Genomic DNA, 24,560 nt, shown 5'->3' on the forward strand with positions numbered 1-24,560 from the left:
TTTGTGGTGTCGGTCCGTCAAATACCTTGCTAATGCGGGGGGTTAGCCGGGTGATCGGCCGCCGACCATGGCGGGCGTGAGCGACGCTGCGTCTCCGGGCGGGTGCGGAACCGCGACTGCGCGGGCAGCATCTGCGGCGAGTTCCGGACGCGGCCGACACCGTGCTTCGCGCCCGTAACGGCCGTTATCCGGCTGTAACTCGGCTCCAGAGCCAGCGGGTTGGCTGCTTGGGCACTCCGCCGTCGGCGGAGTGCCCAAGGCGACAGGGGGCGGACCTCGTCTGAGGGACGATCAAAAGCCTGCGTGCAACGTCGAGTTCGCTCCCACCCCGCCCGCACACGCCCGTTCGCGACGCCGTACCTGCAAACGCCGTCAGCGCCCCGAACGTGCGCGAGGACCGGCGCCGCGGCCGTCGCCGGACGCGGCCCGCTCACTCGTCCAGACGAGGTCGGGGACCTCGCCGCAGGCCGCCCAGGCGACCTCGACACCCGGCAGGCCGGCCGACCACGGGGCGGTGAGGGCGGCCAGCCGCGCGGCCGGGGGCGGGGTGGCGCCCAGGCCGACGGCGTAACGGGCCCCGGTGTCCGTCCGCTCGAACGGGCGGGGCCAGGCGTGCGCGTCCTCGACCCCCGCCTCCGCGAGCGCCCCCAGCAGCGCGCGCAGCCGGCCCCGCGCCCGGCCCAGGTTCTCCTCGAACTCCCGCGGCACGTCGCCCCGTACGGTCACCACCGCCCACGCCGCGTGCCGACGGTGCAGCGGCGGCCCGAGCAGGACCCGGCCGAGGTCGTCGGGATCGTCCTCCAGCAACTCCCAGGCCCGGTACAGCTCCCGCACCAGCAGGTCCCGCATCCCGCCGCCCACCTGCGCCGTGCAGCTGCGCACGGGCTCCGCCGGAGTCAGCACCGTGACCGCACCGGCCGCGTCCGCAGGGTCCGCCGGGTCCGTCAGAGCCACCGGCTCCGCCCAGTCCCAGGCGGCCCAGGTGGCGAAGAATGCGCGTCGCAGCGGACCGGGGGAGAGGTCCGCGGCCTCCCGGACGGTGCGGGCCGCCAGGACCGCCCAGGCCAGCCCCGGCAGGCCACCGAAAGGCGCCGAGTCCAGCCCCCGGGCCCGCGCCCAGGCCTTCACCTCCCGGGCCAGCCGGGCGAAGGCGGCATGCGCGGCCCCGCCCACGGAGTCCCGTACGGCATCCGCGTCGGCGAGCGCGCTCAACGCCACCGCTGCGGCCTCGCCCAGCTCCGCCCGGCGTGCCGGGGCATGCGCCGGATCCAGCACACCGGCCGCGACCACCACGAGGTCCACGTCCAGCCCCGCCACGCTCATCCGCAGGCCCGGGACCCGGGCCCCCGTCACCTCCCGCAGCCGCTCGGCCGCCGGCAGCGCGGCCGCGACCCGCTGCCGGACCCCCGCGAGGTCCGCCGTACCGGGCAGCACCGCGACCAGGTCCAGATCCGCCCCGGGCAGCGCACAGCCCATCCGCCGGGACCCGACGGGCAGCACCACCCCCTCGCCGAGCGCCCCCGCGATCTGCCCCACCACCCACTGCGCCACCGCGCCGGGCTCCGGACCGGCCACGGGGTCGGGCTCCTGCCGGGGGAACGGGACGGCCCCGGGACCGGCCTCCGGGTCGGTCAGAGTGCCGATAGCCGGGCCGGCCCCCGGGCCGGCTGCCGGGGCAGGGTCCGGGGCGGGAGTCCAGTGGGGCCGGGGTGCCGGTTCCGGGGCCCAGTGGGACTCGCCCGTGCCCAGGTGCACCACCGCGCGGATCCGCATCGGGCCGTCGCCGCGCCGGGACAGTACGGCCAGGGAGCCCACCCGTGCGGAGCGGCCGCCGCCGAGCCGGGCCGTGAACTCCCGTTCCGCGCGCAGCGGATCCGGGCTGCGGCCCAGGGTCAGGTGCGGGGTCCAGCCGCCGGCGCGGCCCCCGCAGCCCGGGAAGCGGTCGGCGAGGGCCTGCCGCAGCCGCTGCCACCGCGCGTCGCCGTCCTCGCCCGCGGCCGGGTCCAGCCACAGGGTGGCGTCCTCGCGGTGCCCGAAGGTGTGCACCCCTTCCAGGCGGGCGGTGAACGGTTCGGTCTCCGCCGCGGTCTGCGCCAGCAGCGGCAGTGCCTGCGGGAAGGAGGACTCGGGCACGAAGCCGAACAGTAGGTTGACGTGCGCCGGCCAGCGCCGCACCTGAGGGTCGTGCGCGCGGCGCAGTGCGTCGACGGCCGGGTCGTCGGGGGGCAGCCAGGCCACCGCCGTCCGCGCCGTCGCCGCCACGTCCAGCAGGGCGGGGGCCGCGCCCGGCGCCCCGTACTCCACGGTCGCCTCCACCCCGAAGTGGTCGGAGGGGAACAGCCCGTCGGGCCCCGGGGCGTCGCCCCGCAGCGCGGCTTCCCGGACCCGTGCGGCCCCGCCGGGGCCGAGGAGGATCCGGTCCAGCCGGGCGGCCCGGCCCGTCAGGGAGCCCACCGCCGCGAGGGGGTTGGCCCCCGGGTCGAAGGTCGGCGTGTCGTCGCCGTCCCCGTGGGCCTCGTTCCAGGCGTCCCGCAGCCCCAGCGCGGCTGCCGGTCCGGCGGCGCCCGAGCGGCCGTCGTTGAAGTCGCCGAGCAGCGCCACGGCGGCGTCCACGCCGCTCAGCCCCTCGGCGATCCGGGCCAGTTGGGTTTCGCGGACCGCGGCCCCGTTCTCGGTGTGGTCGCTGCTCAGGTGCGTGCCGGCGACGACCAGCGGCCCGGCCGCCGTGTCGACGGTGACCGCCACGACCGCCTTGTGCCGGCCCAGCATGTGCAGCCCCGACTCCCGCACCGGCAGCCGGCTGAGGATCACCAGCCCGCAGTCGGACACGTCCGGGGCGGCCGGGTCGGTGTACAGGGTGTACCCGTCGCGGACCCACGGCGCGGCCAGCAGCAGGGAGAGCAGCGGCCGTTCGACCTCCTGGAGCGCGATCACGTCGGCGTCGGCCGTCGCCAGTTCCGCCACCAGCATCGGCCGCCGCAGGGCGGTGGAGATGAGCGGGGCGTCGTAGCGGTCCCACAGGGTGTTCCAGGTCAGCAGCCGCACCCGCTCCGGCGGCGCGGCGGGGGATCCGGCCCGGACGGGCCGCCAGGCGCCGCCGTCCGCCGGGTCCCAGGCGTGCGGGGTGCGGGCGGTGAAGAAGGGGGTGCGCAGCAGGCGTTCCTCCCGGACCCGCCCGGCCGGTGAGGTGTCGATCAGGTCCACGCCGGTGGCCCGGTCCCACACCAGCTCCCCGTCGGCCTCGACGAACAGCACCCGGTGCCAGGGGATGTCGCCCCCGGGCACGAAGGAGGGCAGCGGGACCCGCTTGGGCGCGGCCCCGCGCTGGAGCAGCCCGAGGGTGAACCGCGCGGGGTCGAAGCGGGGGTCCCAGCGGACCTGGTGGTAGAGCTGCTCACTGGTACGCATCAGACGTGCTCCCCCTCGCCGCGCGGCCCGAGGCCGCCGGCCGTGTCCTCGATCGTGCCGCCCGCGCCGATGTACCAGGTCCGGTGGGCCTGGCCCGGGTAGGGCGGGGTGAAACGGCGCAGCTGCGCGGTCAGTACGGGCGCCGGTACGGGGTGCGGCCGTACGGCGTTGCGCCGCACCAGCTCCGCCTCCTCGACGAGCACCACCGCCCGGGTGACCAGCGCGTCACGGCGGCGTGCGACCGCCCCGGCCAGGCCGCGCTGCTGCTCGGTCAGGGAGGTGGCGTCCCACACCACCGTACCGCCGGCGGCCAGCGCCCGGTCCAGCCGGTCCAGGCCCTCGCGCAGCACTTCCGCGTTGGCCCGCTGGTCGGCGCGCGCACCCCGCGCGGCACGCAGGTCGTCCAGCGCCACGTACGCGTCCACGCCCGCCAGCCCCCGCGCGAAGGTGCTCTTCCCGCTGCCCGAAGGCCCGCACAGCTGCACCAGCCGGGGGAAGGCCCCCGGATCGCGCCACCGCCAGGTCGCCGCCACGGCCTCCTCGGCGGTGGAGATCCCGCCCCGGCCGAAGGCCTCGCGGGCCTTGGCCCAGCAGCGGTCGGCCGCCTCGGGGTCCAGCGGGGCGAGGGCCTCGCGGAGCCCGTCGCGCAGGGCGCCGAGCGGGTCCGGGCCGAGCAGCCCCGCCTCCTCGGCGTGCAGCGCGGACCACTCCACCCGTTCCCGGCCCGCGGCCCCGCCCGGCAGCGCCGCCGCCAGTGCGTGCAGCACCCCGAGGTCGGCGGCCGCGGCCATCCGTACGAGCCCCGCACGCCGTTCGGCGTCGGGGAAGGGCTCGCGCAGCGCCGGGTACAGCCCCACCAGGTCGGCGACCCGCCGCGCGGTCGGCATCCCGAGCGGCCCCGCGGCGAGCCGCGCCGCGAGGGCGGCCCGGGGTTCACGGTGCAGGGCTGCGGCGAGGATCCCGGCCAGCCGGGCCTCCCCGGTGCGGCCCGCCCCGTCGAGCCGGGCGGTGACCTCCGCGACGGCCTCCGCGTCGGCTTCCTCCGCCCCGGGTACGGCTTCCGCCCCGGGTACGGCTTCCGCCCCGGGCGCGGCATCCCACCCGAGCGCGCCGAGCAGCCCCGGCACGTCCGGTCCGGCGCCCGAACGGGCCGCCCACAAGGGGGCGGCGGGCCCGAGGCCGTTGGGCACCACGGGCGCGTACATCCAGTGCGTGTCGGTCTGCACGTGGCTGCCCCGGACCCACTTGGCCACGTACCGGCCGAAGTCCGCGCGCGTGAAGCCCGCCGTCGTCCGGACGACGTAGCCCTCCTGGCGGGTCGTGTCGACGCGCAGCCGTCGCAGCGAGCGCTCGTCGTAGGTGCCCCGCCAGAGCACGCGGGGGGTGGGGACGCCGAGCCGCCGCAGGAAGTCCACGGTGCGGTCCCAGTCGAGGCAGTGGTCGCCGTCCCACACGGAGAACCCGTAGAACCAGCTGTCGAGTTCCTCGTAGGCGAGCGAGTGGCGGGCGTAGAGGTTCTCCCCGCACACCCGCCGGCCGGGCGGTATCCCGGCGCCGATGCGGCCCTGGAGCCCCTTGACCCAGGCACGGGAGGGATGGTGCGCGGAGTCGAGGGAGCGGGCGTGGAGCCCGTCCGCGTAGAGGGTGGTGTTCTCCCCGTCGAGCTTCTCGGTGACGACCACCTCGCGCCCGGCCAGGTCCGAGGTGCCGCGGGCCCGTACGTCGTCGGCCGTGGCCCCGGGGGACCACGGCAGGTGGACCGTACGGGGGTAGTGGGTACGCATGATCGGCTCCAACGGGCGGGACGGGGTGCCTGGTCACTGTAGGTAAGGGGACCGGGCACATCCACCCGATTACGGCCCACCGCGCTCCAGGGGGCGGCCGGCCGTGGTCCAGGATGGTCCGCATGCGCTCCCTCTTCGACCCTCCCGAGCCCCGTCGCGTCCTGCCCGGCGAGTACCCCGTGTGGGAGGCGGCCCTCGCCCTCCTCAACCGGGACCTGGCGGTGACCCTGCCCGGGCAGGAACCCTTGCGGCTGCTGGCCGTCCCGCCCTGCGACGAGGACACGGACGAGGCCGGTACGGAGAGTGTCCACGTGGCTCTCGCCAACGGCGAGTGGCACGGCAACAGCCTGTACCCGAACGCGGCGGACGACCCGGACCGTGCCCTGGCCGCCGTCGCCGACGCCGCGCAGGAGACCGTCACCGAGCGGCTGTGGCAGGCGTGGCCGCTGTGCGCCGAGCACGACCTCGGCATGCATCCGCGCGAGGCGGACGGGCAGCTCGTCTGGTGGTGCGCGGGGGCGCCGGCACGCCGCGAACCGGCGCACGTCCGGGCGGCGGTGGGCGCGCTCGACACCCTCGTCCGGCCGCACCGCCCGAACCGCAAGAAGCGCAGGGCGTCCTGACGGCGCGACGGGCGGGCGTCGGCCCGTAGCCGACGGTTCACCGGCCGACCGTTCAGTACCCGACCGTGAACCGCCGCCCCGGGTGGGCGTCGCGCTCGATCTCGTCGAGCAGGGCGACGGCGAAGTCCTCCGTCGAGATCAGGCTGCGCCCGTCGTCGTCCACGACGAGGTCGTCGAGGCCCAGGCGGTACGTCCCCGTCCGCTCGCCCGGCTCGATCCGGGCCGCCGGGCTCAGGCTGGTCCAGCGGACCTCCTCCACGGGCACGGTCAGCAGGAAGTCGAGCGCCTCCCCGTGCGCGTGCATGACGGCGAGGACCGCTTCCGGGATGCCGGCCTGGTCCCAGACCAACGGGCCCCCGGGGGTGCGCAGCGACCCGGCCCCGCCCACGGTCACCACCCGGGGCCGCTCGTCCGGGCCGAGCGACTGGACCCCGCCGATCAGCGACCGGGCGGCCGTGACGATGGCCCCGGGATCCCCGGAGCCCGGCCCGAAGGCGCTCACGACCACGTCGTGCCCCGCCGCCACCTCCGCCACCGAGGCCGGGTCCAGGACGTCGCCGCGCTCCACGTCGGCGCCGTCCGGCACGGTGCGCCGCGCGGGATCGCGGACGACGGCCGTGACCTGGTGGCCGCGGCCGAGTGCCTCGTGCAGCACCCGGCCGCCGATCGTGCCGGTCGCGCCGAGCAGGGCGATCTTCGCCATGGCCCACTCCCTGGGGACGGGGGCCCCGGCCGGGCCCCGACCGGCCCATCCAACCGGCCGGGCCGGGCGCCGCGCGGCAGCCGGGCCGGGGCCAGTCGGATGACCTCAGCGGCACAGGGCGACGATGTCCGGCGACACCGTCCCCCGGGCGGCCCTGCACAGCGGGGCCATGTCGTACGAACGGCCGGGCGCGGGCGGCGCCTTGGGCCGTACGGGCTTCTTCGCGCGGGGCTTGGCGGCCCGCGCCGGGGCGGGCGCCGGGGCGTGCGCGTGGCCGGGGGCGCGGGCGGGCGCGCGGTGGGCCGGGCGGTCGGGCCGGTCCGCCCGTCGCGGCGGCCGGTCGTCCCCCCGGCGCGGAGCCTCGGCCTGGGCTCCGGCTCCGGCCGCGGGAGCCTCGGCGGCCTCAGGGCTCGCGGCGCCATCGGGCGTCGGGGTGCCCGGCGCCGCCGGCGGCGCCGCGACCTCGGGCAGCACCCCCAACGGCAGCCCCCGCCCCGACAGTCCGGCCGGCGCCTGCCGGGGAGCGCGGGGCGGATCGCCCGGCCGTACGGTCACGCACCCGGCGGTCGGAACCAGCATCAGCACGGCGAGGAGGAGGGGCAGGGCCCGGCGCGACTGCATCCGCCCACCCTGCCGTACGCGGACCCCACCGGGCGCCCCAGCTCACACGGACGGGTGAGCGGCGCACGGCCGAGGAACTTGAGGAACCGCAGGTGACGGAGTCGCGCGGGGTGTAACGGTCTTCATCGTCTCCCGCTTGACCTCCTGGCCGCCCTTCACGAACACCCGGTCGACGGACCCGTCGAAGCCCTCCGGCGGGGACAACGACTCGTACTTCGGCCCGCTGCCGAGGAGCGTGGTGGGCTGCTCGACGTTGGTCCCCGGTTCGGCCCGCTCCGCGCGGTCGCCGATCCGCAGGACCGGCGGGGCGGCGGCCGCCGAGCCCCGCTCGCGGGCCAGGGTCTGGCGGGCCTCGGCCCGGCTCGTGCCGCCGATGTCGACGCCGCGCACCTTCGTACCCGCCGCGATCTCCTCCCCGGCCAGGAGGAGCCCCGCGGCGCACAACCCGCCGAAGGCGAGCGCCGCGGCGCATGGCTGTCGTTTCTCCTCCGGCCGGTCACGTGGTCGGACCAGCGGTTTTCAAGGCCGCCGATCCGCAGGACGGAGGCTATCAAGATCGACATAACCAGGTAATAAGGAGGTATAGGGGCGGTAAAACGGATTCAGTCCCTCCGGCCAGGTCGCCGCCGTAACCGCCGGACCGCGCCCGCTGTTGCACACACGGCGGGTCCACCCACGGCGAACGGAGTTCCCATGCCCCAGCTGACCGACGATCCCGAGCGCGCCGGCACCTGGATGACACCGGCGGAGTACGGGGCCTCGCGCGCCGCGCTCTGGACCGGAGCGGTCGTCCTGGTCACCGACCCCGACGGGCGGGTGCTGGTCCAGAGCGTCGACTACCGCACCGACCGCCTCCTGCCCGGCGGCGCCGTGGACGCGGGGGAGTCCCCGGCCTCCGCCGCCGCCCGCGAGATGCGCGAGGAACTCGGCGTCGAGGGCCACTACCCGCGTGGGCTCGCCGTCGACTGGATCCCCGCCGACACCCCCGGCTTCCCGCCCGAGATGCGCTTCCCCGGCGAGATCCTCCACGTCTACGACGGCGGCACCTGGACCCCCGAGCGGATCCGCGCCGTCCGCCTGCCCGCCCAGGAGATCACCGGCATCCACTTCGCGGAACCCGCCGACCTGCCCGCCCTCATGGACGCCGGCGACGCCCGCCGGGCCCTGTCCGCCCTGCGCGCCCGCATCAACGGCGCCGGGCCCGCCCTGCTGGAGGACGGCCGCCCCACCACCCCCACCACCCTCGACCGGCTCGGCGTCCTGCGCACCCCCCGCACCCCGCAGCACGGCACCTGGCACCCCGGCCCCGTCCCCACCCACCTGCCCGTACGCGACCACACCGGCTGGCTCTTCGCCCCCGACGGCCGGGTCCTGCTGCTCATCGCCCGCGCCACCGGAACCGCCCACCTCCCCCCGGCCCCGGCGGAACCCGCCGCCGGCTCCTTCCCCCTCGGCTACCGGTACGCCGACCGGGGCGCCCTGGCCCGCACCGCGGCCCGCCTCACCGCGCTCGCCCCGGCCCCCGACCCGGCGTACGCCCGGGTGCTCGCCACCCCGGAACAGGTGCGGGAGCTGAGCGACTGGGGCCCGGCGGGGCGCGAGGAGCTCGCCTGCGCGCACGCCGCCCGCGCCCGCCTCTCCCTGCCCGCCGCACCCCGCACCCCGCCCACCGAGCTCCCCGAGCGGGGCCTGCGCTGGTGACGCCCCGGCCGCCGCGACCCGGCCCGGCAATCCGGCTCCCGCGGCGGCCGGTCCCGCAGCATGGGGCCATGACGGACACCGTGATCGACTACACCCTCTACATCCAGGCCGATCCGGCCCGGGTCTGGCAGGCCCTCACCGAGCCCGCTTTCACCCGCCGCTACTGGGGCCTGAGCTTCGAGACGGACTGGGCGGTGGGCTCGCCGATGACGTGGATCGAGCGCGGCGCGCGCACCAGCGACCCCGCCCAGGTGGTCCTCGACTGCGTCCCGGACCGCCGGCTCTCCTACGCCTGGCACACCTTCACCCCCGAGTGGGCCGCCTCCGCGGGCGTCGGCGAGGAGCTGCGCGCCGAGCTGGCGGGCGAGCCGCGCACGCGGGTGACGTACGAGATCGAGCCGGTCGGGGACACCCTCGCCCGGCTCACCATCCGGCACGAGGGGTTCGCACCGGGCGGCACCCTCATCGGGATGTGCGGGCGGGCCTGGCCGCTGCTCGCCTCCAGCCTCAAGACCCTGCTGGAGACCGGTGCCCCGCTGCCGGAGCCGGGACACGAGCCCGAGCAGGGCTCCGGCGGGCACGAGGCAAACCGGAACTGACTCCTCCGGGGGCGGGCGCCGACCGGCCCCGTCCCCTGCCCGCCGGGGTCCTCGGCACGCCTGTGATGATCATGTGTAGCGACCACGAATCAGGAGCGTTGACATGGCACATGACCAGGCACATGACGAGGCACTCGACCAGGCAGTCGACCAGGCGTTGGACCAGGCGTTGGACCAGGCGCGCGACGGGGCGTCCGGCCCGGCGGGCGAGCCGGCGCCGGCGCACCGCCGCGTCGTGATCACGGCGGCGGGACGCGACTTCGGCCGGACCCTCGCCCTGCGGTTCGCCGACCGCGGCGACGAGGTGTACCTCTCCGCCCGCACCCTCGAAGCCGCCGAAGGCGTCCGCGCGGAGATCATCGCCCAGGGGCACGACGCCGGCCGGGTCCACGCCTTCGCCTGCGACCTCACGGACCCGGCGTCCGTACGGGCCTTCGCCACCGGGGTCGCCGCCCGCACCGGGCACATCGACGTCCTGGTCAACAACGGCTCCCGCTACCAGCACGGCACCGACCTGCTGTCCGCCTCCGACGAGGACGTCGTCGAGACCCTCGCCTCCGGCGCCACCGGCACCGTCCTGGCGACCAAGGCCTTTCTCCCGCTGCTCCTGAACTCCGCCCGGCCCGACATCGTCACCATGGTCTCCGGCTGCGGCGAGGCCGGGAACGACCGGTCCGACGCGCACGACGCCTTCTACGCCGCCAAGAACGCCCAGGCCGGCTTCACCGAGATCCTCTCCCGCCGGCTGCGCGACCGGGGCGTGCGCGTGATCTCCCTCTACCCGCCGGACTTCGACAACCACGACCCGCTGTCCCCGGCCTGGGAGGAGGCCCCGCGCACCGCCAAGGACCCGCTCACCGCGCAGTCCCTGGTGGACTGCGTCTTCTTCGCCGTCGGACAGCCCCGCGACTGCTTCATCAAGTCCTTCTACTTCGAGCAGGTCTGAGACCCAGGGCCGCTTCCCGCCCGCTGACGGCGGTACGACCGTCGTGGCGCGGGAGAACGCGCGGGACGCGGGCGTGATCGCCTGCACCGCGCACTCCGTGGTCTTCACCGACGAGGACCCGGAGCGGGTACGGTCGGCCCACCCGCACTTCCTCGCCGCGTTCCTGGAACGCACCGGGCGGACCACCGACTGCGTCGACCTGCTCACCGTCGCCGGCCCGCTGACCGGTCCACCCCCGCTCGAACCGTGCCGGACCGCCGGTCCGGACCACCCCCGGGTACGGCGGGCCCGGCGGCGCCGGGACGACGTACGGGTGTGGGCGGCCGACGGCGGGGTGCCGGTGCTCGGCCGGGGCGTGGCGGGCCGCTGGGAGGCGGCCGTCGAGGTGGACGAGACCGCCCGTCACCAGGGCCTGGGCCGGGCCCTGGCCCGTGCGGCCCGCCACCTGGTGCCGGAGGGACGGCCGGTCCGGTCCCAGCGGGCGGCCGGAAACGCCTGCGGCGTCCGGGCCTTCCAGGCCGCCGGGTTCCGCCCGGTCGGCGCGGAGGCGCTGCTCCTGGCGCGCCGAGACCCCGCCGGGGGCCACCCCGGGGCACCACCCGTTCACACCGGTCGTGTGGAATGGACGGTATGGGGAGACGCGAGCACCAGACGACCCGGCCGCCGGCCGCCACCCCGGCGCCGGCGGCAGTGGCCCCGGCCGGACAGCCGGCAGCGCCTTCGGGGGCCCCGGCGGGCAACCGGCCGGCGACACCGGCCGTGGCCCCTACCGGGACCCCGGCGGTTGCTGCCCGGGCCGTGGCCCGGCCCGTCGTACCGGCCCAGACCCAGGCCGACGGCCCCACCCCGCGGACCGTCCGCCGCCCCGCCCCGACGGCGCCCGCGCCCGTCCCGGGGACGGAGCCCGACCGCTGGCGGTACGCGCAGTACCTCGACCGGCTGGCCGCCGTGGCGGGGACCGCGGGGGAGGCCGTCGCCGTGGCCGAGGTGCTGTGCGACCCGGACCCGGTGATGGCGGAGAGCGCGGTCGTCACCCACCTCGACCGACGGGCCCTGCGGCTCCTGCCCGACGCCGGTTTCCCCGGCTGGGCCCGCGCCCTGCGCCCCGTGCTCGACGGCCGGGCCTTCGCGGCCCGCCGGCTGCGCGAATGGACCCTGCTCCAGTCGATCGCCTCCGGCGCGGCCTGGTCCCCGGCGGAACTCACCGCCGCCTCCGACTGGTGCCAGCGCACCGCCGCCCAGACCCTGGCCTCCCCGGACCCGCGCGCGCTGGCTCTGCTGGCCGCCGCCGCCCGGACCCACCGCGTACGCAACGCCGCGGCCCAGCGACTGCGCCGGCGCGCCATCGCCTGAGCCCGCCCGACGGGAACGACCTCCTCGCGGAGCGCCTCGCACGCCCGGGCCTCGGCGGGGTCGGAGGCTGCGGGGGCGGTTGTGGCGGGGGTGCGGAGGGGGTTTGTGACCACCTGCCCGGCCCCGGGGACCCCCGGCGGGTAAAGCGGAGGCCTCCGTGCCGAACAGGTCTCGTCACATGGCGGTGCGAGGGCTTATGGTCTGCTTACCTGGCCGGGTATCAGCGTTGAACCGATGCCATTCCACTGGAGGATGACTCTCCGTGCCGCACGTTTCCCAGGCTCCCGTCACCGCTCCCGACGTCGAGCCCGCGCCGCCCGAGCCCAGCACCTTCGGCGAGGTCAAGGGCTGGTTCTCGGCGTACGACCAGGTGCTGTTCGACTGGTTCCTGACGCGCCAGAACGAGGACCACGAAGCCTCGGGCGACATCCTGGAACTGGGGGTGTTCATGGGCAAGAGCGCGATCTTCCTTGCCGGATACCTGCGCGACGGCGAGGAGTTCACCGTCTGCGACCTCTTCGACTCGCCCGCGCCCGACGACTTCAACCTCGCCGAGATGCGGGACTCGTACCCGACGCTCACCCGCCGCGGCTTCGAGACGAACTACCTGGCCTTCCACGAGGCCCTGCCGACCGTCATCCAGGCCCCGACCTCCGTCGTCGCGGACCGGGTGCGCCCGGGCAGCTGCCGCTTCGTCCACGTGGACGCCTCCCACCTGCACGAGCACGTGGTGCAGGACATCGCCTCCTCGCGCCCGGTCGCCACCCCGGACGCCGTGGTGGTCTTCGACGACTACCGCGCCGCCCACTGCCCCGGCGTCGCGGCCGCCGTCTGGGCCGCCGTGGCCACCGGCGAGCTGCACGTGATCGCCGTGTCCGCCTCGAAGCTGTACGCGACCTGGGGCGACCCCGCGCCCCACCAGGCGGCGCTGCTCGGCTGGCTGGAGGGCCGCACCGACCTGTGGCACGGCGTGGACATCGTGCACGGCCGCCCGCTGGTGCGCATCGGCGACGAGGGCGTGACGGCGCCGCCCCCGCCGAAGCCGCTGCGGGCCCCCGCCGAGAGCGAGCCCCAGGCTCCGGCCGTCCCGGCCCCCGCCCCGAAGGCCGCCGCCGTCCGGCCGGGGGCGCACTGGCGCAGGCTCGCCAAGGACCTGCTCCCGCCGCTGCTCACCCGCGCGATCGTGGCCCGGCGCCGCCGCCGCGCCTGAGCCGTACGCCTCCGGCGCCGGCCCCCGGGAGCGGGAACCGGCGCCGGAGGCGTACGGACGAGGGTCAGGGCGTCACGGGGTCACCGGGTCAGGGGGTCAGGCCCTTGCGGACGCGGGCCGCGCGGCGGGCCTCGGCGGCCTGCCGCGCCTCGATGGTCTTGCGGGACTCCTTGCCCTTCCCGGGCCGTCCCGGCCGGGTGCCGATCCCGCGGAAGCCGAGGTCGGAGCCGCTGGGCCGCCCCTTGGCGTCGGTCGGCGCCGACCCGGACAGCGGTACGCCCGAGGGCGCCTTCGCCCCGGTGATCCGGCTGAGCGCCGCCTCGCCGGAGCGGACCTGGGTGATGGTGGGCCGGATCTTGGCGTCGGCCATCAGGCGCACCATGTCCCGCCGCTGGTTCGGCGTCACCAGGGTGACCACCTTGCCGGACTCGCCCGCGCGGGCGGTGCGCCCGCCGCGGTGCAGGTAGTCCTTGCTGTCGGCCGGCGGGTCCACGTTGACCACGAGGTCGAGGTCGTCGATGTGGATGCCGCGCGCGGCGACGTTCGTCGCGACGAGGACCGTGACCAGGCCGTCCTTGAACTGGCCGAGGGTGCGGGTGCGCTGCGGCTGGGACTTGCCGCTGTGCAGCCCCTCCGCGCGTACGCCCATGGCCCGCAGGTGCTTCACGAACTGGTCGACCCCGTGCTTGGTGTCCAGGAACATCAGCACCCGGCCCTCGCGGGCCGCGATCTCCGTCGCCGCCGAGACCTTGTCGGCCGCGTGGATGTGGAGGACGTGGTGGTCCATGGTGCCGACGGACGCCGACTGCGGGTCGACCGAGTGCGACGCCGGGTCCTTGAGGTAGCGGCGCACGAGCTGGTCGACGTTGCGGTCCAGGGTGGCCGAGAACAGCATCCGCTGCCCGTCGTGGTGCACCTGGTCCAGGAGCTCGGTGACCTGCGGCATGAACCCCATGTCGCACATCTGGTCGGCCTCGTCCAGGACGGTGATCTTCACCCGCTCCAGGTGCACGTCGCGCCGCCCGACGAGGTCGCTGAGCCGCCCGGGGGTGGCGACGACGACCTCCACGCCGGTGCGCAGGGCGCCCGTCTGGCGGCCGATGGACAGCCCGCCGACCACGGTGGCCATGCGCAGCTTCAGGGCCTGCGCGTACGGGGTCAGGGCCTCGGTCACCTGCTGCGCCAGCTCGCGCGTGGGGACGAGGACCAGCGCGAGCGGCCGCTTCGGGTCCGCCTGCTGGCCCGCGGTGCGTGCCAGCAGGGCCAGGCCGAAGGCCAGGGTCTTGCCGGAGCCGGTGCGGCCGCGGCCGAGGATGTCGCGGCCCGCGAGGGAGTTGGGCAGGGTGGCCGCCTGGATCGGGAAGGGCTCCCGGACCTCCAGGTCGGTCATCGTCCTCACCAGCTCAGGGGGCAGGCCGAGTTCCTCGAACGAGGACACCGGGGGCAGGGCCGGCGTGGCCGTGCGGGGCAGGGTGAACTCACCCTGCGGGCCGAGGGTCCGGGGGGTCTTGCCACCGCCCTTGGCGGAGCCCTTGGCCCCCGGCCTGGAGCCTGCCTTCGCTCCGGCCTTGATGCCGAAACGCCCGTGAGCTGACGGGTTCTTCATGCAGAACCTTTCGTGAGGAGAGCGGGCGCGCAGCGGCCCGGACGGTGAACGGCGACGAGCCGGGGTCCGTACCCCTCGGTACGGACCCCGGCTCGTCGTACGCATCCGCACCGGGCGAAACCGCCCCGCGCCTCAAGTTTTCCGGCCATTTTACCAGTCGGAGCCTACGGCGCCGGGGGGCCCGGCTCCCCGGTCCGCACCTGCGCCAGGTGGGCCCGCATCTCCACCGTCGCCCGGCCGAACCAGTCGGCGATGACGGCGACCTCGTCGGGGGTGTACTCGGCGAAGACGGCGCCGAGCCGGTCGTAGAAGGGCTGGTAGACGGCGATCACCCGGGCGGCGGCCGCGGGGTCGGCCACCACCCGCACCCGCCGCCGGTCGCCGGGATCGGGCCGGCGGTGCGCGTACCCGGCCCGCTCCAGCCGGTTGAGGACCCCGGTCACGGCCCCGGTGGTGAGGTTCGTCAGCTCGGCGAGACCGCCGGCGGACAGGGGTGTCTCGCACGCGGCCAGGATGTGGGCGAGGCAGGTCAGGTCGGTGACGTTGAGCCCGAGGAGCTGCGCCACCTCCTGCTGGCCGATCAGGCCGAGGGACACGTACTGGTCCATGCGTGCGATCGCCTCCCCGGCCGTGGCCGGGGGGCGGGGCTTGCCGTGCACCCACACACTCCTTAGTATCTAAGTTACTTAGCTCGTGAGGTAAAAGATCCTCCTCCCGAGCCTACTGCCGTCCGTCCTCGCAGGGAGAATCATGAGCGCGTCGCACGCAGTCGACCACGGCCACACGGTGGCCGGCTGGACCGGCACCGCCCTGGCCCTGGTGGGCTTCACCGGAGCGGGCCTCGGCGTGGTGGCCGCCTGGACCCCGGGCATCTGGCTCGGCCTCGCCGTGGTCGCCCTGTCGGGGCTGGTCACCTGGCTGCTCCACCTCGCCGGCTGGGGCAAGCCCACCGGTCCGCGCCCGGTCGCCGAATGGGACTGGCGCGTCCGGGACTCCTCCGCCCGGGCCGGGCACGCCGACTGCCTCGGCTGCCGGATCAGCGGGCCGCGGCGAGCCGCCGCAGCAGCCCTGCCCGCTCGATCCGCCGCGTCGTTGCCCGCTGCGGATAGCAGCGCATGAACATCCGGGTGAAGTGCTCCCCGTAGTGGATCACCGGCGTCCCCGCGACCTCGTACGGATCCATCAGCAGGGGCCGGATCCGGGCGTCGAACCGCGGCTCGTGGAAGTAGGCGAGCGTGAAGCGCTCGCGGTCCGCGAGCCGGACCCGGTGCGGGGTGGACAGCAGGGCGCCGCCCGTCAGGAACTGCAGGATGTCCCCCGGGAACACGGTGAGCACCCCGGGCACCGGGGGCACGTACCGCCAGCCGCTTGCGTCCTCGGCGAAGCCCGCCGTGCTCTCGTCCGGCAGCCAGTTGCGGGGCCGCCGCTCGCCCCTGACCGGCGGGCGCACGTACAGCCCGCCGACCTCGTCCTGGGCGGCGATCACGAGCAGCCCGTAGTCGGTGTGCGCGCCGATCCCGCGCTCGGTCGTGGCGGAGGCGGGCGGGAAGCGCAGCACCCGCATGTGGTGCCAGCCGCCCCGGGTCAGGTCCGCGAGCCGGCCCACGGCGGAGCTCTCCAGGCCCAGGCCGAGCGCCACCAGCGGCAGCAGCCGGTCGCCGAGGCTCCCCACCCCGTCCAGGTACGTCTCCATGGCCGCCCGGTAGTCGAGGCCGGGCCACGGCACCGGGCCGTGGCAGGGCAGCTCCTGCTCGCCGCCGCCCGGCAGGTCGGGGGTGATCGTGAAGATCTCCGACGCGTCCCGCTCGCCCGCCGTCTCCTCCTCGCCGGAGGCGATGTACCCGCTGTACGAAAGGTCGTTGACGCACGCCGCCTTCGCGGCCAGGGGCTGCGCGAAGAACCGCCGGCTCGCCGCCAGGGCGGCCCGGGTCCGCTCCCGCTGCTCCGCGTCGGCCGCGATCTGGAAGATGCCGTCGCGCCGCCAGGCCGCGACCATCGCCCGGCCGAGCTCCACGTCGGCCGCCGAGCCCGTCACCCGGTGCGGTGCCCGGAACGTCGAGAAACCGCTCATGTCCGTCCCCTCCTCGTGCCGTGAAGGTGCCCGTTCCTCCCTCAGGCACGGACGGGGCGGCCAGAAGTTCGATCCACCCCGGTTGGCCGCGCCCGGAGTGTGGTCCGGGTGGCGGGTGGGCAGTATCGAGACGGCTGCGCATGCGGCCCGAGTGGAACGTTGAGAAGGATCAGTACTGATGGCAACTGGCATCGTGAAGTGGTTCAACGCCGAGAAGGGGTTCGGCTTCATCCAGCAGGACAACGGCGGCCCGGACGTGTTCGTGCACTTCTCCGCCATCCAGGGGACCGGCTTCAAGGAGCTGGCCGAGGGCGCGAAGGTCGAGTTCGACGTCACGCAGGGCCCCAAGGGACCCCAGGCAGAACAGGTGGTCCAGACCGGCTAGGACCGCTTCACGAGCCCAGCCCGTGAGAGGAGCCCCCGCCGGTCAGCCGGCGGGGGCTTCCGCGCGGTGCAGGGCCAGCAGCAGCGCCCAGACGTGGTCCGCGAGCTCCTCGGGGCCGGCCGGGACCAGGTCGTGCAGCCAGTCCGCCAGGACCCCGGTGAAGGCGGCCGCGACCGCCGAGGCCACCAGGTCCGGGCGCGGGGCGCCGACCGCCTCCCGCTCCGCACGGGCCCGCGCGCGCAGTTCCCGGCCGAGGCGTTCGCCGAGCGGCCCGCCGCCGCCGGGCAGGAGCAGCGGGCGGTACAGGGCCGCGTGGCCGGCGACCCCCGCGAGGTAGCCGGCGAGGGCGGCCGGCGGGCGGGCCGGGGCGACCGAACCCGGGCCGGTCTGCCAGGCGTGCAGGGCGTCCACCGCCGCGTGCGCGACGTCCGCGCAGGCGTCGACGGCCAGCGCGGGGAGGTCCTCGTAGTGCAGGTAGAACGTGGCGCGGCCGACCCCGGCGCGACGGACCACGGCCGAGACGCTCACCTCGGCGAGCTCCCGCCCCGCGCCGCACTCGGTGAGCAGGGCCGCGCACAGCCGGGCCCTGGTCCGCGCGGTCCGCGGATCGGCGGCCCGCGGCGCGGGGGGCGGGGCAGGCTCGGCGGCGCTCATGCCGCGAGCAGGGAGGCGCCCAGGGCGAGCGCGCCGGGCAGGGCCTGGGCGATCAGGATGCGGCGGTTGGCGGTGGCGGCCCCGTAGACCCCCGCGACGATCACGCAGACGAGGAAGAACACCTGGGTGGCGAGGGAGCCGGTGACCAGCCCCCACACCAGGCCGGCGGCCAGGAAGCCGTTGTAGAGCCCCTGGTTGGCGGCGAGCGGGGCGGTGAGGCGTGCGGTGTCCGCGTCGAAACCGGACAGTGCGCGGCCGGGCGGCCGCTGCCACAGGAACATCTCCAGGACCAGGAAGTACGCGTGCAGCGCGGCGACGACGCCGATGAGAACCTGCGCGACCGTGTGCACGGCCACCACCTCCAGGGCATGATGCGAACGGACCGGATTTCCTGGACAACTGTACAGGAAATCCGGTCCGCGTCCGTACGGACGTACGCCCCTGTGCCTCAGCCCTCCCGGACGGAGATCGCCGACACGGGGCAGGCCCGCACGGCCTCCCGCAGCAGCGGGCCGCCGTGCCCGTCCTGCGGCCCCGGCAGCACCTCGCTGAAGCCGTCGTCGTCCTGGGTGAACACGTCGGGCGCGGTCAGCGCGCACTGGCCCGCGCCGATGCAGACGTCCCGGTCCACGGAGATCCGCATGCCGCTCACCAGGTCACGGGGAGTTCGAGCATGCCCTGGATGGTGTCCCCGGGCTTGAAGGGGATCCGGTCGGGATCCGCCGCCAGCCGCAGTCCCGGCAGCCGGTCGAAGAGGGTCCCGAGGGCGATCTCCATCTCGGCGCGGGCCAGGTTCTGGCCGAGGCACTGGTGGATGCCGAAGCCGAAGGCCAGGTGGTGGCGGGCCGGCCGGTTCCAGTTCAGCGCGTCGGGCTCCTCGAACACCGCCTCGTCGCGATTGATGACGGAGGTGGAGAAGACCACCCCGTCGTCCGCGCGGATCGTGACCCCGCCGGTCTCGATGTCGCTCGTGGCCACCCGCAGCAGGCTGTCGGCGATCGACAGGAACCGCATCAGCTCCTCCACCGCCTCCGACAGCAGCGTCGGATCGGCGCGCAGCTCGGCCAGCTGCTCGGGATGCCGCAGCAGGGTGTAGGTGCCCAGGGAGATCATGTTCGCCGTGGTCTCGTGGCCCGCGACCAGGAGGACCACGGCCATGGAGGCGAGTTCGCCGACGTCGGTCTCGCCGGTCTCCAGGCGCGTGGCGATCAGCTCGTCCAGCAGCCCGCCGCCCGGCTCGGCGCGCTTGCGCCGGATCAGGTCCACCAGGTACTCGTCGAGCGCGACGCGTGCCGCCTCGACGTCGGCGAGTTCGGGGCCGCGCAGCAGCCGCCGCGACTGCCCCTCGAAGAACTCGTGGTCCTCGTAGGGGACCCCGAGCAGGTCGCAGATCACCATGGACGGCACCGGCAGCGCGAAGGCGCCGACCAGGTCCGCCCCCGGGCCGGCGGCCAGCATCGAGTCGATCAGCCGGTCGACGGTCTGCTGGATACGGGGCCGCAAGCCCGCCGTCCGCTTCAGCGTGAAGCTCGGGATGAGCATCCGGCGCTGGGCGTTGTGCACGGGATCGTCCACCCCGAGCAGCGCGGTGCGGCGGATCTGCAACCCCTTGAACCGCCGGCTGGGGGTCGGGAAGCCGGCGTTGCGCCGGTCCGTGGACAGCCGCGGGTCGGCGAGCAGGGCGCGCGCCTCGGAGTGGCCGGTGACCACCCATACGGACCGGCCGTCGAAGAGGGTGACCCGGGAGAGCGGCCGGCCGTCCCTCAGGGGCTGGTAGGCGGCCGGCGGGTGGTAGGGGCAGGTGCGGTCCTGCGGGAAGGCCAGGACGTCGGGCACGGTGTCGGGCAGGGTGTTGGACAGGGCCTCGGACATGAAAGCAACACCTCGCAAGCGATGGTTCCGTCTCGCCGGACTCCATTACATGCCTAGGGCACCTATCTCACCTATGCCACTTTCGGCCAGCCTGCCCAGGTTCACCCGCAGGGCGGCGGCCCTAGGGCCTGTCGTCAAACTCGCGTCTGCCCCGGGCGACGACGCGAGTTTGACGACAGGCCCTAGAGGTGCGGCTCCAGGAAGGCGCGGAACTCCTCGTGGGTCAGCGGGCCCTCGTGCCGGGCCAGCTCCTCGCCGGCCCGCGCCTCGCCCGGCTCGCCGCCGCCGTGCAGCAGGACCACCGTCGGCGAACCGGTCACCTCGTAGCGGCGGACCGGCGCCGGGCAGCGGGTGATGTCGGCGCGCACGGCCGTCAGCCGGGCCCCGTACTCCTCGGCCAGGTCCGCGACGAGGCCGTCCATCACCTTGGCGGCCCCGACGGCCTTCGGCCAGCTGCCGACGAAGTACGCGAGGACCGGGCCCCGCGCCATGCCGACGACGAAGTCGAACTCCTGGTTCTCCAGTGGCCGGTGTACCCGAGGGGCCATGGGTGGTGCTCCTTGTGTCGCGTGGTGCCGTGAGCGTCAGCGTAGGTGGTGCCGACGAGCGCCGCGGGCGCCGGGGGCGCCCGGGCCGGGGTCTTGAGTCGTACGCCGCGTCCGGACGCTCCTGGACCACGGGGAGGGCCTGCCCGTGCCGGAGGGCTGAACGGGGCCGTTGTCAGTGGCTCCTGTGAAGCTGGGGCCATGGACGACAGGATGCTGCGGCGCCGGGTCTACGGCGCCGACCACGACGACCCCGACCCGGGCCCGCGCCCCGGCCACGCCTACGGCGAACTCGTGGGCGGCCCCCTCGACGGGCTCCTCCTCGACGTCACCGGCTGGAGCGGCCCGCAGCTCGCCGAGGAGGCCCGGCTGCCCACCGAGATAGGGCGCTACGGGGCCGGCGGCCGGGCCCACTACCGCCGCCGCGCCGAGGACCCCGGGCGCTGGGACTGGGCGGGGGACAGCCCCTAGTGCTGTGACCAGGACGCGGCGGAGCCCCCGGTCCGCCGACGTGCGACCGGGGGCTCCGAAGGACCCTTCCGCCCCGGGGGCCGGTCCGGATGCGGGGAGGTCAGCCGGACGCGGCGGCGCGGCTCACGCCACGGGCCCACAGCACCAGCGGGACCTGGAGCGGCAGCCGCCCGAAGGCCACCGCGCGGGCGGCGGCCGAACCCTGCCGGGAGTCCAGGGCGAACTTCACGTTCGCCGGGAACACCCCGACGAAGAACGCCGCGGAGGCCAGCGCGGCCACCCGCCGGGTCCGCGGGTGGGCCACCCCGGCGGCCAGCGCCAGCTCGGCCGCCCCGCTCGCGTACGTCCACCCGCGCGGGGTCCCCGGCAGGGACCTCGGGACGGTCGCGTCGAACGGCTTCGGCGCGACCGCGTGCGCCACCGCCGCCCCGGCCAGAAGACCGGCCAGCAGCAGCGGTGAGGAGGGGGTGCGGGGCATCGGGAGTCCTCTCGGAGTGGCCAGGGCCGCGATCCTACTCGCCGGTAGGGGGTGGCCGGAAGGTGTGCCCCCGCCTGCCGATGGCCGCCCGCCGACGCCCTCCCGACCTCCTCCCGGCGCGGCCCGGTGGCCCCCCGCGAAGAATCTCCGAAGAATTTTCCCCGGAGCTGTCGATCCGGGCGCTCCCCGTTCGACGTACAGGTGAGCGGCGGGGAGAGCCCCCGCCCTCCCGACCGAGGAGTCACCATGCCCCGCTTCCTGAACCTGATCCGCATCGACGAGCAGGACCTGCCGCCCGAGGAGTTCCCCCCGGGGTTCGAGCAGCGCATCGGCACCCTGCTGGAGGAGATGACCAAGGCCGGGGTCCTGCTCGACACCGCCGGTCTGCTCCCCACCTCCCAAGGCACCCGCGTCGACTGGTCCGGCGGGAAGACCGGCTTCACCGACGGCCCCTTCACCGAGACCAAGGAGGTCGTCGGCGGCTACTTCCTGATCCAGTGCAAGGACAAGGCCGAGGCCGTCGAGTGGACCAGGCGCTTCCTGGAGCTGCACCCGGAGAGCTGGCACGTCGGCGCCGAGGTCCGCCAGATCCAGGAGATGTGAGCCGGCGGCGCGCCCCGCGCCGCGTTTGCCCCGCCGCGTCACGGCTGCTCTGATGGGTGGCCGTGACGGCAGCGAGTACGGCCCAGGCGGTCGAAGCGGCGTTCAGGATCGAGTCCGCGCGGATCATCGCGGTCGTCGCGCGCATCGTGCGCGACGTGGGCATCGCCGAGGAGATCGCGCAGGACGCGCTGGTCGCCGCCCTGGAGCAGTGGCCCGCGTCGGGCGTCCCGGACCGGCCGGGAGCCTGGCTCACCGCCACCGCCCGCAACCGGGCCGTCGACCTCGTCCGCCGCCGGGAGGCCTACGGGCGCAAGCTCGCGGAGGTCGGCCGGAGCCTGGAGGACGCGCCGCCGCCCCCGGACCCGGCCGACCCGGACGACATCGACGACGACCTGCTCCGGCTGATCTTCACCGCCTGCCACCCGGTGCTGGCGACCGAGGCCCGGATCGCCCTCACCCTGCGCCTGATGGGCGGGCTCACCACCCAGGAGATCGCCCGCGCCTTCCTGGCCACCGAACCGGCCGTCGCCCAGCGCATCGTCCGCGCGAAGCGGACCCTGGCCAAGGCGTCGGTGCCCTACGAGGTCCCGTACGGCGCCGACCGCGACGCCCGCCTCGCCTCCGTCCTGGAGGTCGTCTACCTCGTCTTCAACGAGGGCTACTCGGCCACCGCCGGCGACGACCTCGTCCGCCCGGCCCTCTGCGAGGACGCCCTGCGCCTCGCCCGGCTCCTCACCGCACTGATGCCGAAGGAGCCCGAGGTGCACGGCCTGTGCGCGCTGCTGGAGTTCCAGGCCTCGCGCACGGCCACCCGCACCGGCCCCGACGGCGAGCCGGTGCTCCTCGCCGAGCAGAACCGCGCCCGCTGGAACCGGATGCTGATCCGGCGCGGCGTGGAGGCCCTGCACCGCGCCGGCACCGGCCCGTACTCCGTCCAGGCGGCCATCGCGGGCTGCCACGCCACCGCCGTCCGCTACGAGGACACCGACTGGGCCGCCATCGCCACCCTCTACGGGGCGCTCGCCCGGCTGACGCCCTCACCCGTCGTCGAGCTGAACCGGGCCGTCGCCGTCTCCATGGCCGAGGGCCCCGCGGCGGCCCTCCCGCTCGTCGACGCCCTCGCCGAGGAGCCCGCCCTGCGCGCCTACCACCTGCTGCCGAGCGTACGGGGAGACCTGCTGGAGCGGCTCGGACGCGGGAGCGAGGCCCGCGCCGAGTTCGAGAGGGCGGCCTCCCTCACCCTCAACGCCCGGGAACGGGACCTGCTGCTGGGCCGCGCGGCCGCCCTCGGGGAGATCAGCCCCTGACCGGCACCTGCCGCTGCGGCCCGCGCGGGGCCGTCAGCACGACGGGCCGGCGGAAACCGCCCGAGCGGGCGATGCTCTGCACGGTCTGCCGCAGCGCCTCCTGGAAGTCCGTCATCGTCCGGCGAGCCGGCGCGGTGTCCACGTAGAGGGAGTTCATGTGCAGCCCGGCGGCGTCGCGCTGGAACCAGGAACAGGCACCGTTGGCCCGCGCCGACCACACGTGCGTGGCGGGGCGCCACTCGTGGTGGCGTTCGGCGCCCTCGCACCTGCGCATGTCGAGGTAGGAGAAGAAGTTCACCGGGTACGGCCAGGAGCGCGCCGCGAACTCCTCCGGCGCCAGCAGCTCCCAGGCCCGTACGAACGGCACGTCGATGTGCCGGATCATCTCGCCGAACCCGGCCTTCACCGAGGCCATGACCTGGGCGAAGTCCCGGCCGGGGGAGGCGTCGAACTCGATCGGCATGGTGTTGACGAACCAGCCCACCGCATCGTTCCAGGAACCGCGCCCGCGCTCGCTGACGGGCATGAACCCCCGGTAGACCCCGGGCCCGCCCGCCTCGCGCAGACACACCGCGACCGAACCGAGCACCCCCATGAACGGCTTCCCGTCGGCCTCCGCGCAGGCCTTCTCGAACACCTCGGCCTCGGCGGCGTCCAGCAGCGTGGACGCCTCGTTGACGATCGGGTACATCCGGTCCGGCTCCACGCCCAGGTCGAGGGGGAAACGCGGGAAGAACTCGCCGTTGCCCTGGATGAAGGACTTCCAGTAGCCGAGCCGTTCGTCCCCCGCGTCGATGGACAGGTAGCGGCGGCGCTGCTCCTCGGCGAAGTCCAGGTAGCTCGGCGCGGGCGGCAGCACGGGCTCCTCGCCGCGCCGCAGGGCCTCGTAGGTGCCGAGCACCTCACGGACCACGATCGGCATCGACATGCCGTCGCACACGATGTGGTCGAAGGCGAGGAAGACGGTCGCGGAGTCCGGGCGGAGCACGGCGCCCATCGTGAACAGCGGCCACGACAGGGTGTCGATGCTGCGCTTGAACCGCTCCACGAGGAAGCCGCGCAGCAGTTCGGCGGAGTCGAAGGTGGCCACGTGCTCGGCCTCCAGGACGAGTTCGCCGGCGGCCAGGGGCTCGCACGCCAGCTCGCCGGCCAGCCGCCGGAACTCGCACCGCAGCACCTCGTGCCGCTGGACGAGGCCCAGCAGGGCCCGGGCCAGGGCGCCTTCGTCGAGCGCCCCCTCGACCTCGAAGGTGACGGCCAGCCAGGACGCGACCGGGTCGTCGGCCCCGCGGCTCTCCTCGGCGACGCTGAAGTGCTTGTCCTGGTTGAAGGAGGCCCTTCTGCCCGGGGCGCCGGACGCGTCCGGCGCCGGGCCGTCCGTGACCGGGGGCGCCGTCGCGGCCACGGGCGCCGGAACGGCTACGGGCCCCGGTACTGCTTCGGCCGTGGACCGCAACCTCCACTCGACCACTCGACCCGGCTCCAGGTGGTGCATCTCCAGAGGAAACTGCCGCATTCCGTCATCCCTTCGCCCCCCAGGTCAACCCCGAGCGCCTAACGACACCCGCACCACGGAAGTGACGCCCGCGCCACCGCGGCCCGTCGTCCCGGTGGACGGCA

General features: G+C 75.5%; 26 protein-coding genes and 1 pseudogene. 12 read left to right on the plus strand and 15 right to left on the minus strand.

All coding sequences use genetic code 11. The features are described 5' to 3' along the window. Window positions 1-372: 372 nt before the first annotated feature. A complete protein-coding gene (locus OOK31_RS14800; protein WP_267012974.1) occupies window positions 373-3,408 on the minus strand; it encodes a poly(A) polymerase in 3,036 nt (1,011 codons plus the stop codon). Further along, window positions 3,408-5,192 (minus strand): RNA ligase family protein, encoded by a 1,785-nt coding sequence (locus OOK31_RS14805; protein ID WP_267012975.1) that lies wholly within the window; start codon window positions 5,190-5,192, stop codon window positions 3,408-3,410. The genes OOK31_RS14800 and OOK31_RS14805 overlap by 1 nt, the downstream gene beginning before the upstream one ends. A 122-nt stretch (window positions 5,193-5,314) precedes the next feature. Here OOK31_RS14805 and OOK31_RS14810 point away from each other — a divergent pair, with 122 nt between their 5' ends. Then, window positions 5,315-5,815 carry a hypothetical protein gene (locus tag OOK31_RS14810; RefSeq protein ID WP_267012976.1) on the plus strand — a complete coding sequence of 167 codons (501 nt, stop codon included), beginning with the start codon at window positions 5,315-5,317 and terminating at the stop codon, window positions 5,813-5,815. Between the two features lie 52 nt (window positions 5,816-5,867). Here OOK31_RS14810 and OOK31_RS14815 read toward each other — a convergent pair whose 3' ends face one another. The 3 genes from OOK31_RS14815 to OOK31_RS14825 all read right to left on the minus strand — a co-directional run bounded on the left by OOK31_RS14815 (window position 5,868) and on the right by OOK31_RS14825 (window position 7,583). Then, complete coding sequence (locus OOK31_RS14815) at window positions 5,868-6,518, minus strand: NAD(P)-dependent oxidoreductase (RefSeq protein WP_267012977.1); 651 nt, start codon at window positions 6,516-6,518, stop codon at window positions 5,868-5,870. Window positions 6,519-6,623: 105 nt separating this feature from the next. Continuing rightward, window positions 6,624-7,139: a hypothetical protein gene (locus tag OOK31_RS14820; protein WP_267012978.1), complete on the minus strand. Its 516-nt coding sequence runs from the start codon at window positions 7,137-7,139 to the stop codon at window positions 6,624-6,626. A gap of 42 nt (window positions 7,140-7,181) precedes the next feature. After that, entirely contained in the window at window positions 7,182-7,583 is a 402-nt protein-coding gene (locus OOK31_RS14825; protein ID WP_267012979.1) for a hypothetical protein, read from the minus strand. Window positions 7,584-7,832: 249 nt separating this feature from the next. On the opposite strand from OOK31_RS14825, the gene OOK31_RS14830 reads away from it, so the two are divergent. The 6 genes and pseudogenes from OOK31_RS14830 to OOK31_RS14855 all read left to right on the plus strand — a co-directional run bounded on the left by OOK31_RS14830 (window position 7,833) and on the right by OOK31_RS14855 (window position 12,948). After that, entirely contained in the window at window positions 7,833-8,840 is a 1,008-nt protein-coding gene (locus OOK31_RS14830; protein ID WP_267012980.1) for an NUDIX hydrolase, read from the plus strand. A gap of 68 nt (window positions 8,841-8,908) precedes the next feature. Next, window positions 8,909-9,439, plus strand: coding sequence for an SRPBCC family protein (locus tag OOK31_RS14835; RefSeq protein ID WP_267012981.1), 531 nt, complete (start codon window positions 8,909-8,911; stop codon window positions 9,437-9,439). Window positions 9,440-9,542: 103 nt separating this feature from the next. Beyond that, the gene (locus OOK31_RS14840; protein WP_267012982.1) at window positions 9,543-10,385 is read left to right on the plus strand and encodes an SDR family oxidoreductase; all 843 of its coding nucleotides are present in this window, start codon (window positions 9,543-9,545) and stop codon (window positions 10,383-10,385) included. A gap of 7 nt (window positions 10,386-10,392) precedes the next feature. Further along, a pseudogene (locus tag OOK31_RS14845) lies at window positions 10,393-10,947 on the plus strand (GNAT family N-acetyltransferase); the annotation flags it as partial. A gap of 68 nt (window positions 10,948-11,015) precedes the next feature. Beyond that, window positions 11,016-11,738 carry a hypothetical protein gene (locus OOK31_RS14850; RefSeq protein WP_267012983.1) on the plus strand — a complete coding sequence of 241 codons (723 nt, stop codon included), beginning with the start codon at window positions 11,016-11,018 and terminating at the stop codon, window positions 11,736-11,738. Window positions 11,739-12,000: 262 nt separating this feature from the next. Then, window positions 12,001-12,948: a class I SAM-dependent methyltransferase gene (locus OOK31_RS14855; RefSeq protein ID WP_267012984.1), complete on the plus strand. Its 948-nt coding sequence runs from the start codon at window positions 12,001-12,003 to the stop codon at window positions 12,946-12,948. An 88-nt stretch (window positions 12,949-13,036) separates the two neighbouring features. Here OOK31_RS14855 and OOK31_RS14860 read toward each other — a convergent pair whose 3' ends face one another. Beyond that, on the minus strand, window positions 13,037-14,554 hold the full coding sequence (locus OOK31_RS14860; RefSeq protein WP_267012985.1) for a DEAD/DEAH box helicase: 1,518 nt from the start codon (window positions 14,552-14,554) through the stop codon (window positions 13,037-13,039). A 164-nt stretch (window positions 14,555-14,718) separates the two neighbouring features. Continuing rightward, on the minus strand, window positions 14,719-15,213 hold the full coding sequence (locus tag OOK31_RS14865; protein WP_267012986.1) for a MarR family winged helix-turn-helix transcriptional regulator: 495 nt from the start codon (window positions 15,211-15,213) through the stop codon (window positions 14,719-14,721). A 91-nt stretch (window positions 15,214-15,304) separates the two neighbouring features. On the opposite strand from OOK31_RS14865, the gene OOK31_RS14870 reads away from it, so the two are divergent. Next, window positions 15,305-15,673, plus strand: coding sequence for an HGxxPAAW family protein (locus tag OOK31_RS14870; RefSeq protein WP_267012987.1), 369 nt, complete (start codon window positions 15,305-15,307; stop codon window positions 15,671-15,673). On the opposite strand, the gene OOK31_RS14875 is transcribed toward OOK31_RS14870, so the two are convergent. Further along, window positions 15,591-16,625, minus strand: a complete 1,035-nt coding sequence (locus tag OOK31_RS14875; RefSeq protein WP_267012988.1) for a 2-oxoglutarate and iron-dependent oxygenase domain-containing protein — start codon at window positions 16,623-16,625, stop codon at window positions 15,591-15,593. The two genes, OOK31_RS14870 and OOK31_RS14875, sit on opposite strands and share 83 nt — an antisense overlap. A gap of 178 nt (window positions 16,626-16,803) precedes the next feature. On the opposite strand from OOK31_RS14875, the gene OOK31_RS14880 reads away from it, so the two are divergent. After that, window positions 16,804-17,010, plus strand: a complete 207-nt coding sequence (locus tag OOK31_RS14880) for a cold-shock protein (RefSeq protein WP_267012989.1) — start codon at window positions 16,804-16,806, stop codon at window positions 17,008-17,010. 42 nt (window positions 17,011-17,052) lie between these two features. Here the strand turns inward: OOK31_RS14880 and OOK31_RS14885 are convergent, their stop codons facing one another. From OOK31_RS14885 to OOK31_RS14905, 5 genes are all read right to left on the minus strand, one after another. Then, window positions 17,053-17,664 carry a TetR/AcrR family transcriptional regulator gene (locus tag OOK31_RS14885; RefSeq protein WP_267012990.1) on the minus strand — a complete coding sequence of 204 codons (612 nt, stop codon included), beginning with the start codon at window positions 17,662-17,664 and terminating at the stop codon, window positions 17,053-17,055. Next, window positions 17,661-18,014 carry a DUF1304 domain-containing protein gene (locus OOK31_RS14890; protein WP_267012991.1) on the minus strand — a complete coding sequence of 118 codons (354 nt, stop codon included), beginning with the start codon at window positions 18,012-18,014 and terminating at the stop codon, window positions 17,661-17,663. The genes OOK31_RS14885 and OOK31_RS14890 overlap by 4 nt, the downstream gene beginning before the upstream one ends. A 98-nt stretch (window positions 18,015-18,112) precedes the next feature. After that, window positions 18,113-18,307 (minus strand): ferredoxin, encoded by a 195-nt coding sequence (locus OOK31_RS14895; protein ID WP_267012992.1) that lies wholly within the window; start codon window positions 18,305-18,307, stop codon window positions 18,113-18,115. A gap of 5 nt (window positions 18,308-18,312) precedes the next feature. Then, window positions 18,313-19,536: a cytochrome P450 gene (locus tag OOK31_RS14900; protein ID WP_267012993.1), complete on the minus strand. Its 1,224-nt coding sequence runs from the start codon at window positions 19,534-19,536 to the stop codon at window positions 18,313-18,315. A gap of 182 nt (window positions 19,537-19,718) precedes the next feature. Continuing rightward, window positions 19,719-20,084: a co-chaperone YbbN gene (locus OOK31_RS14905; protein WP_267012994.1), complete on the minus strand. Its 366-nt coding sequence runs from the start codon at window positions 20,082-20,084 to the stop codon at window positions 19,719-19,721. Between the two features lie 198 nt (window positions 20,085-20,282). Here OOK31_RS14905 and OOK31_RS14910 point away from each other — a divergent pair, with 198 nt between their 5' ends. Further along, window positions 20,283-20,552 (plus strand): hypothetical protein, encoded by a 270-nt coding sequence (locus tag OOK31_RS14910; RefSeq protein WP_267012995.1) that lies wholly within the window; start codon window positions 20,283-20,285, stop codon window positions 20,550-20,552. Between the two features lie 100 nt (window positions 20,553-20,652). Here OOK31_RS14910 and OOK31_RS14915 read toward each other — a convergent pair whose 3' ends face one another. Continuing rightward, window positions 20,653-21,030 (minus strand): hypothetical protein, encoded by a 378-nt coding sequence (locus OOK31_RS14915; protein ID WP_267012996.1) that lies wholly within the window; start codon window positions 21,028-21,030, stop codon window positions 20,653-20,655. A gap of 246 nt (window positions 21,031-21,276) precedes the next feature. Between OOK31_RS14915 and OOK31_RS14920 the strand changes: the two genes are divergently transcribed. Next, complete coding sequence (locus OOK31_RS14920; protein ID WP_267012997.1) at window positions 21,277-21,633, plus strand: YciI family protein; 357 nt, start codon at window positions 21,277-21,279, stop codon at window positions 21,631-21,633. Between the two features lie 62 nt (window positions 21,634-21,695). Beyond that, complete coding sequence (locus tag OOK31_RS14925) at window positions 21,696-22,940, plus strand: RNA polymerase sigma factor (protein WP_267012998.1); 1,245 nt, start codon at window positions 21,696-21,698, stop codon at window positions 22,938-22,940. Here OOK31_RS14925 and OOK31_RS14930 read toward each other — a convergent pair. Further along, window positions 22,930-24,456 (minus strand): condensation domain-containing protein, encoded by a 1,527-nt coding sequence (locus tag OOK31_RS14930; RefSeq protein WP_267012999.1) that lies wholly within the window; start codon window positions 24,454-24,456, stop codon window positions 22,930-22,932. The genes OOK31_RS14925 and OOK31_RS14930 overlap by 11 nt on opposite strands. Window positions 24,457-24,560: the final 104 nt, after the last annotated feature.

The organism is Streptomyces sp. NBC_00249 (assembly GCF_026342355.1).
Classification (GTDB): Bacteria; Actinomycetota; Actinomycetes; order Streptomycetales; family Streptomycetaceae; genus Streptomyces.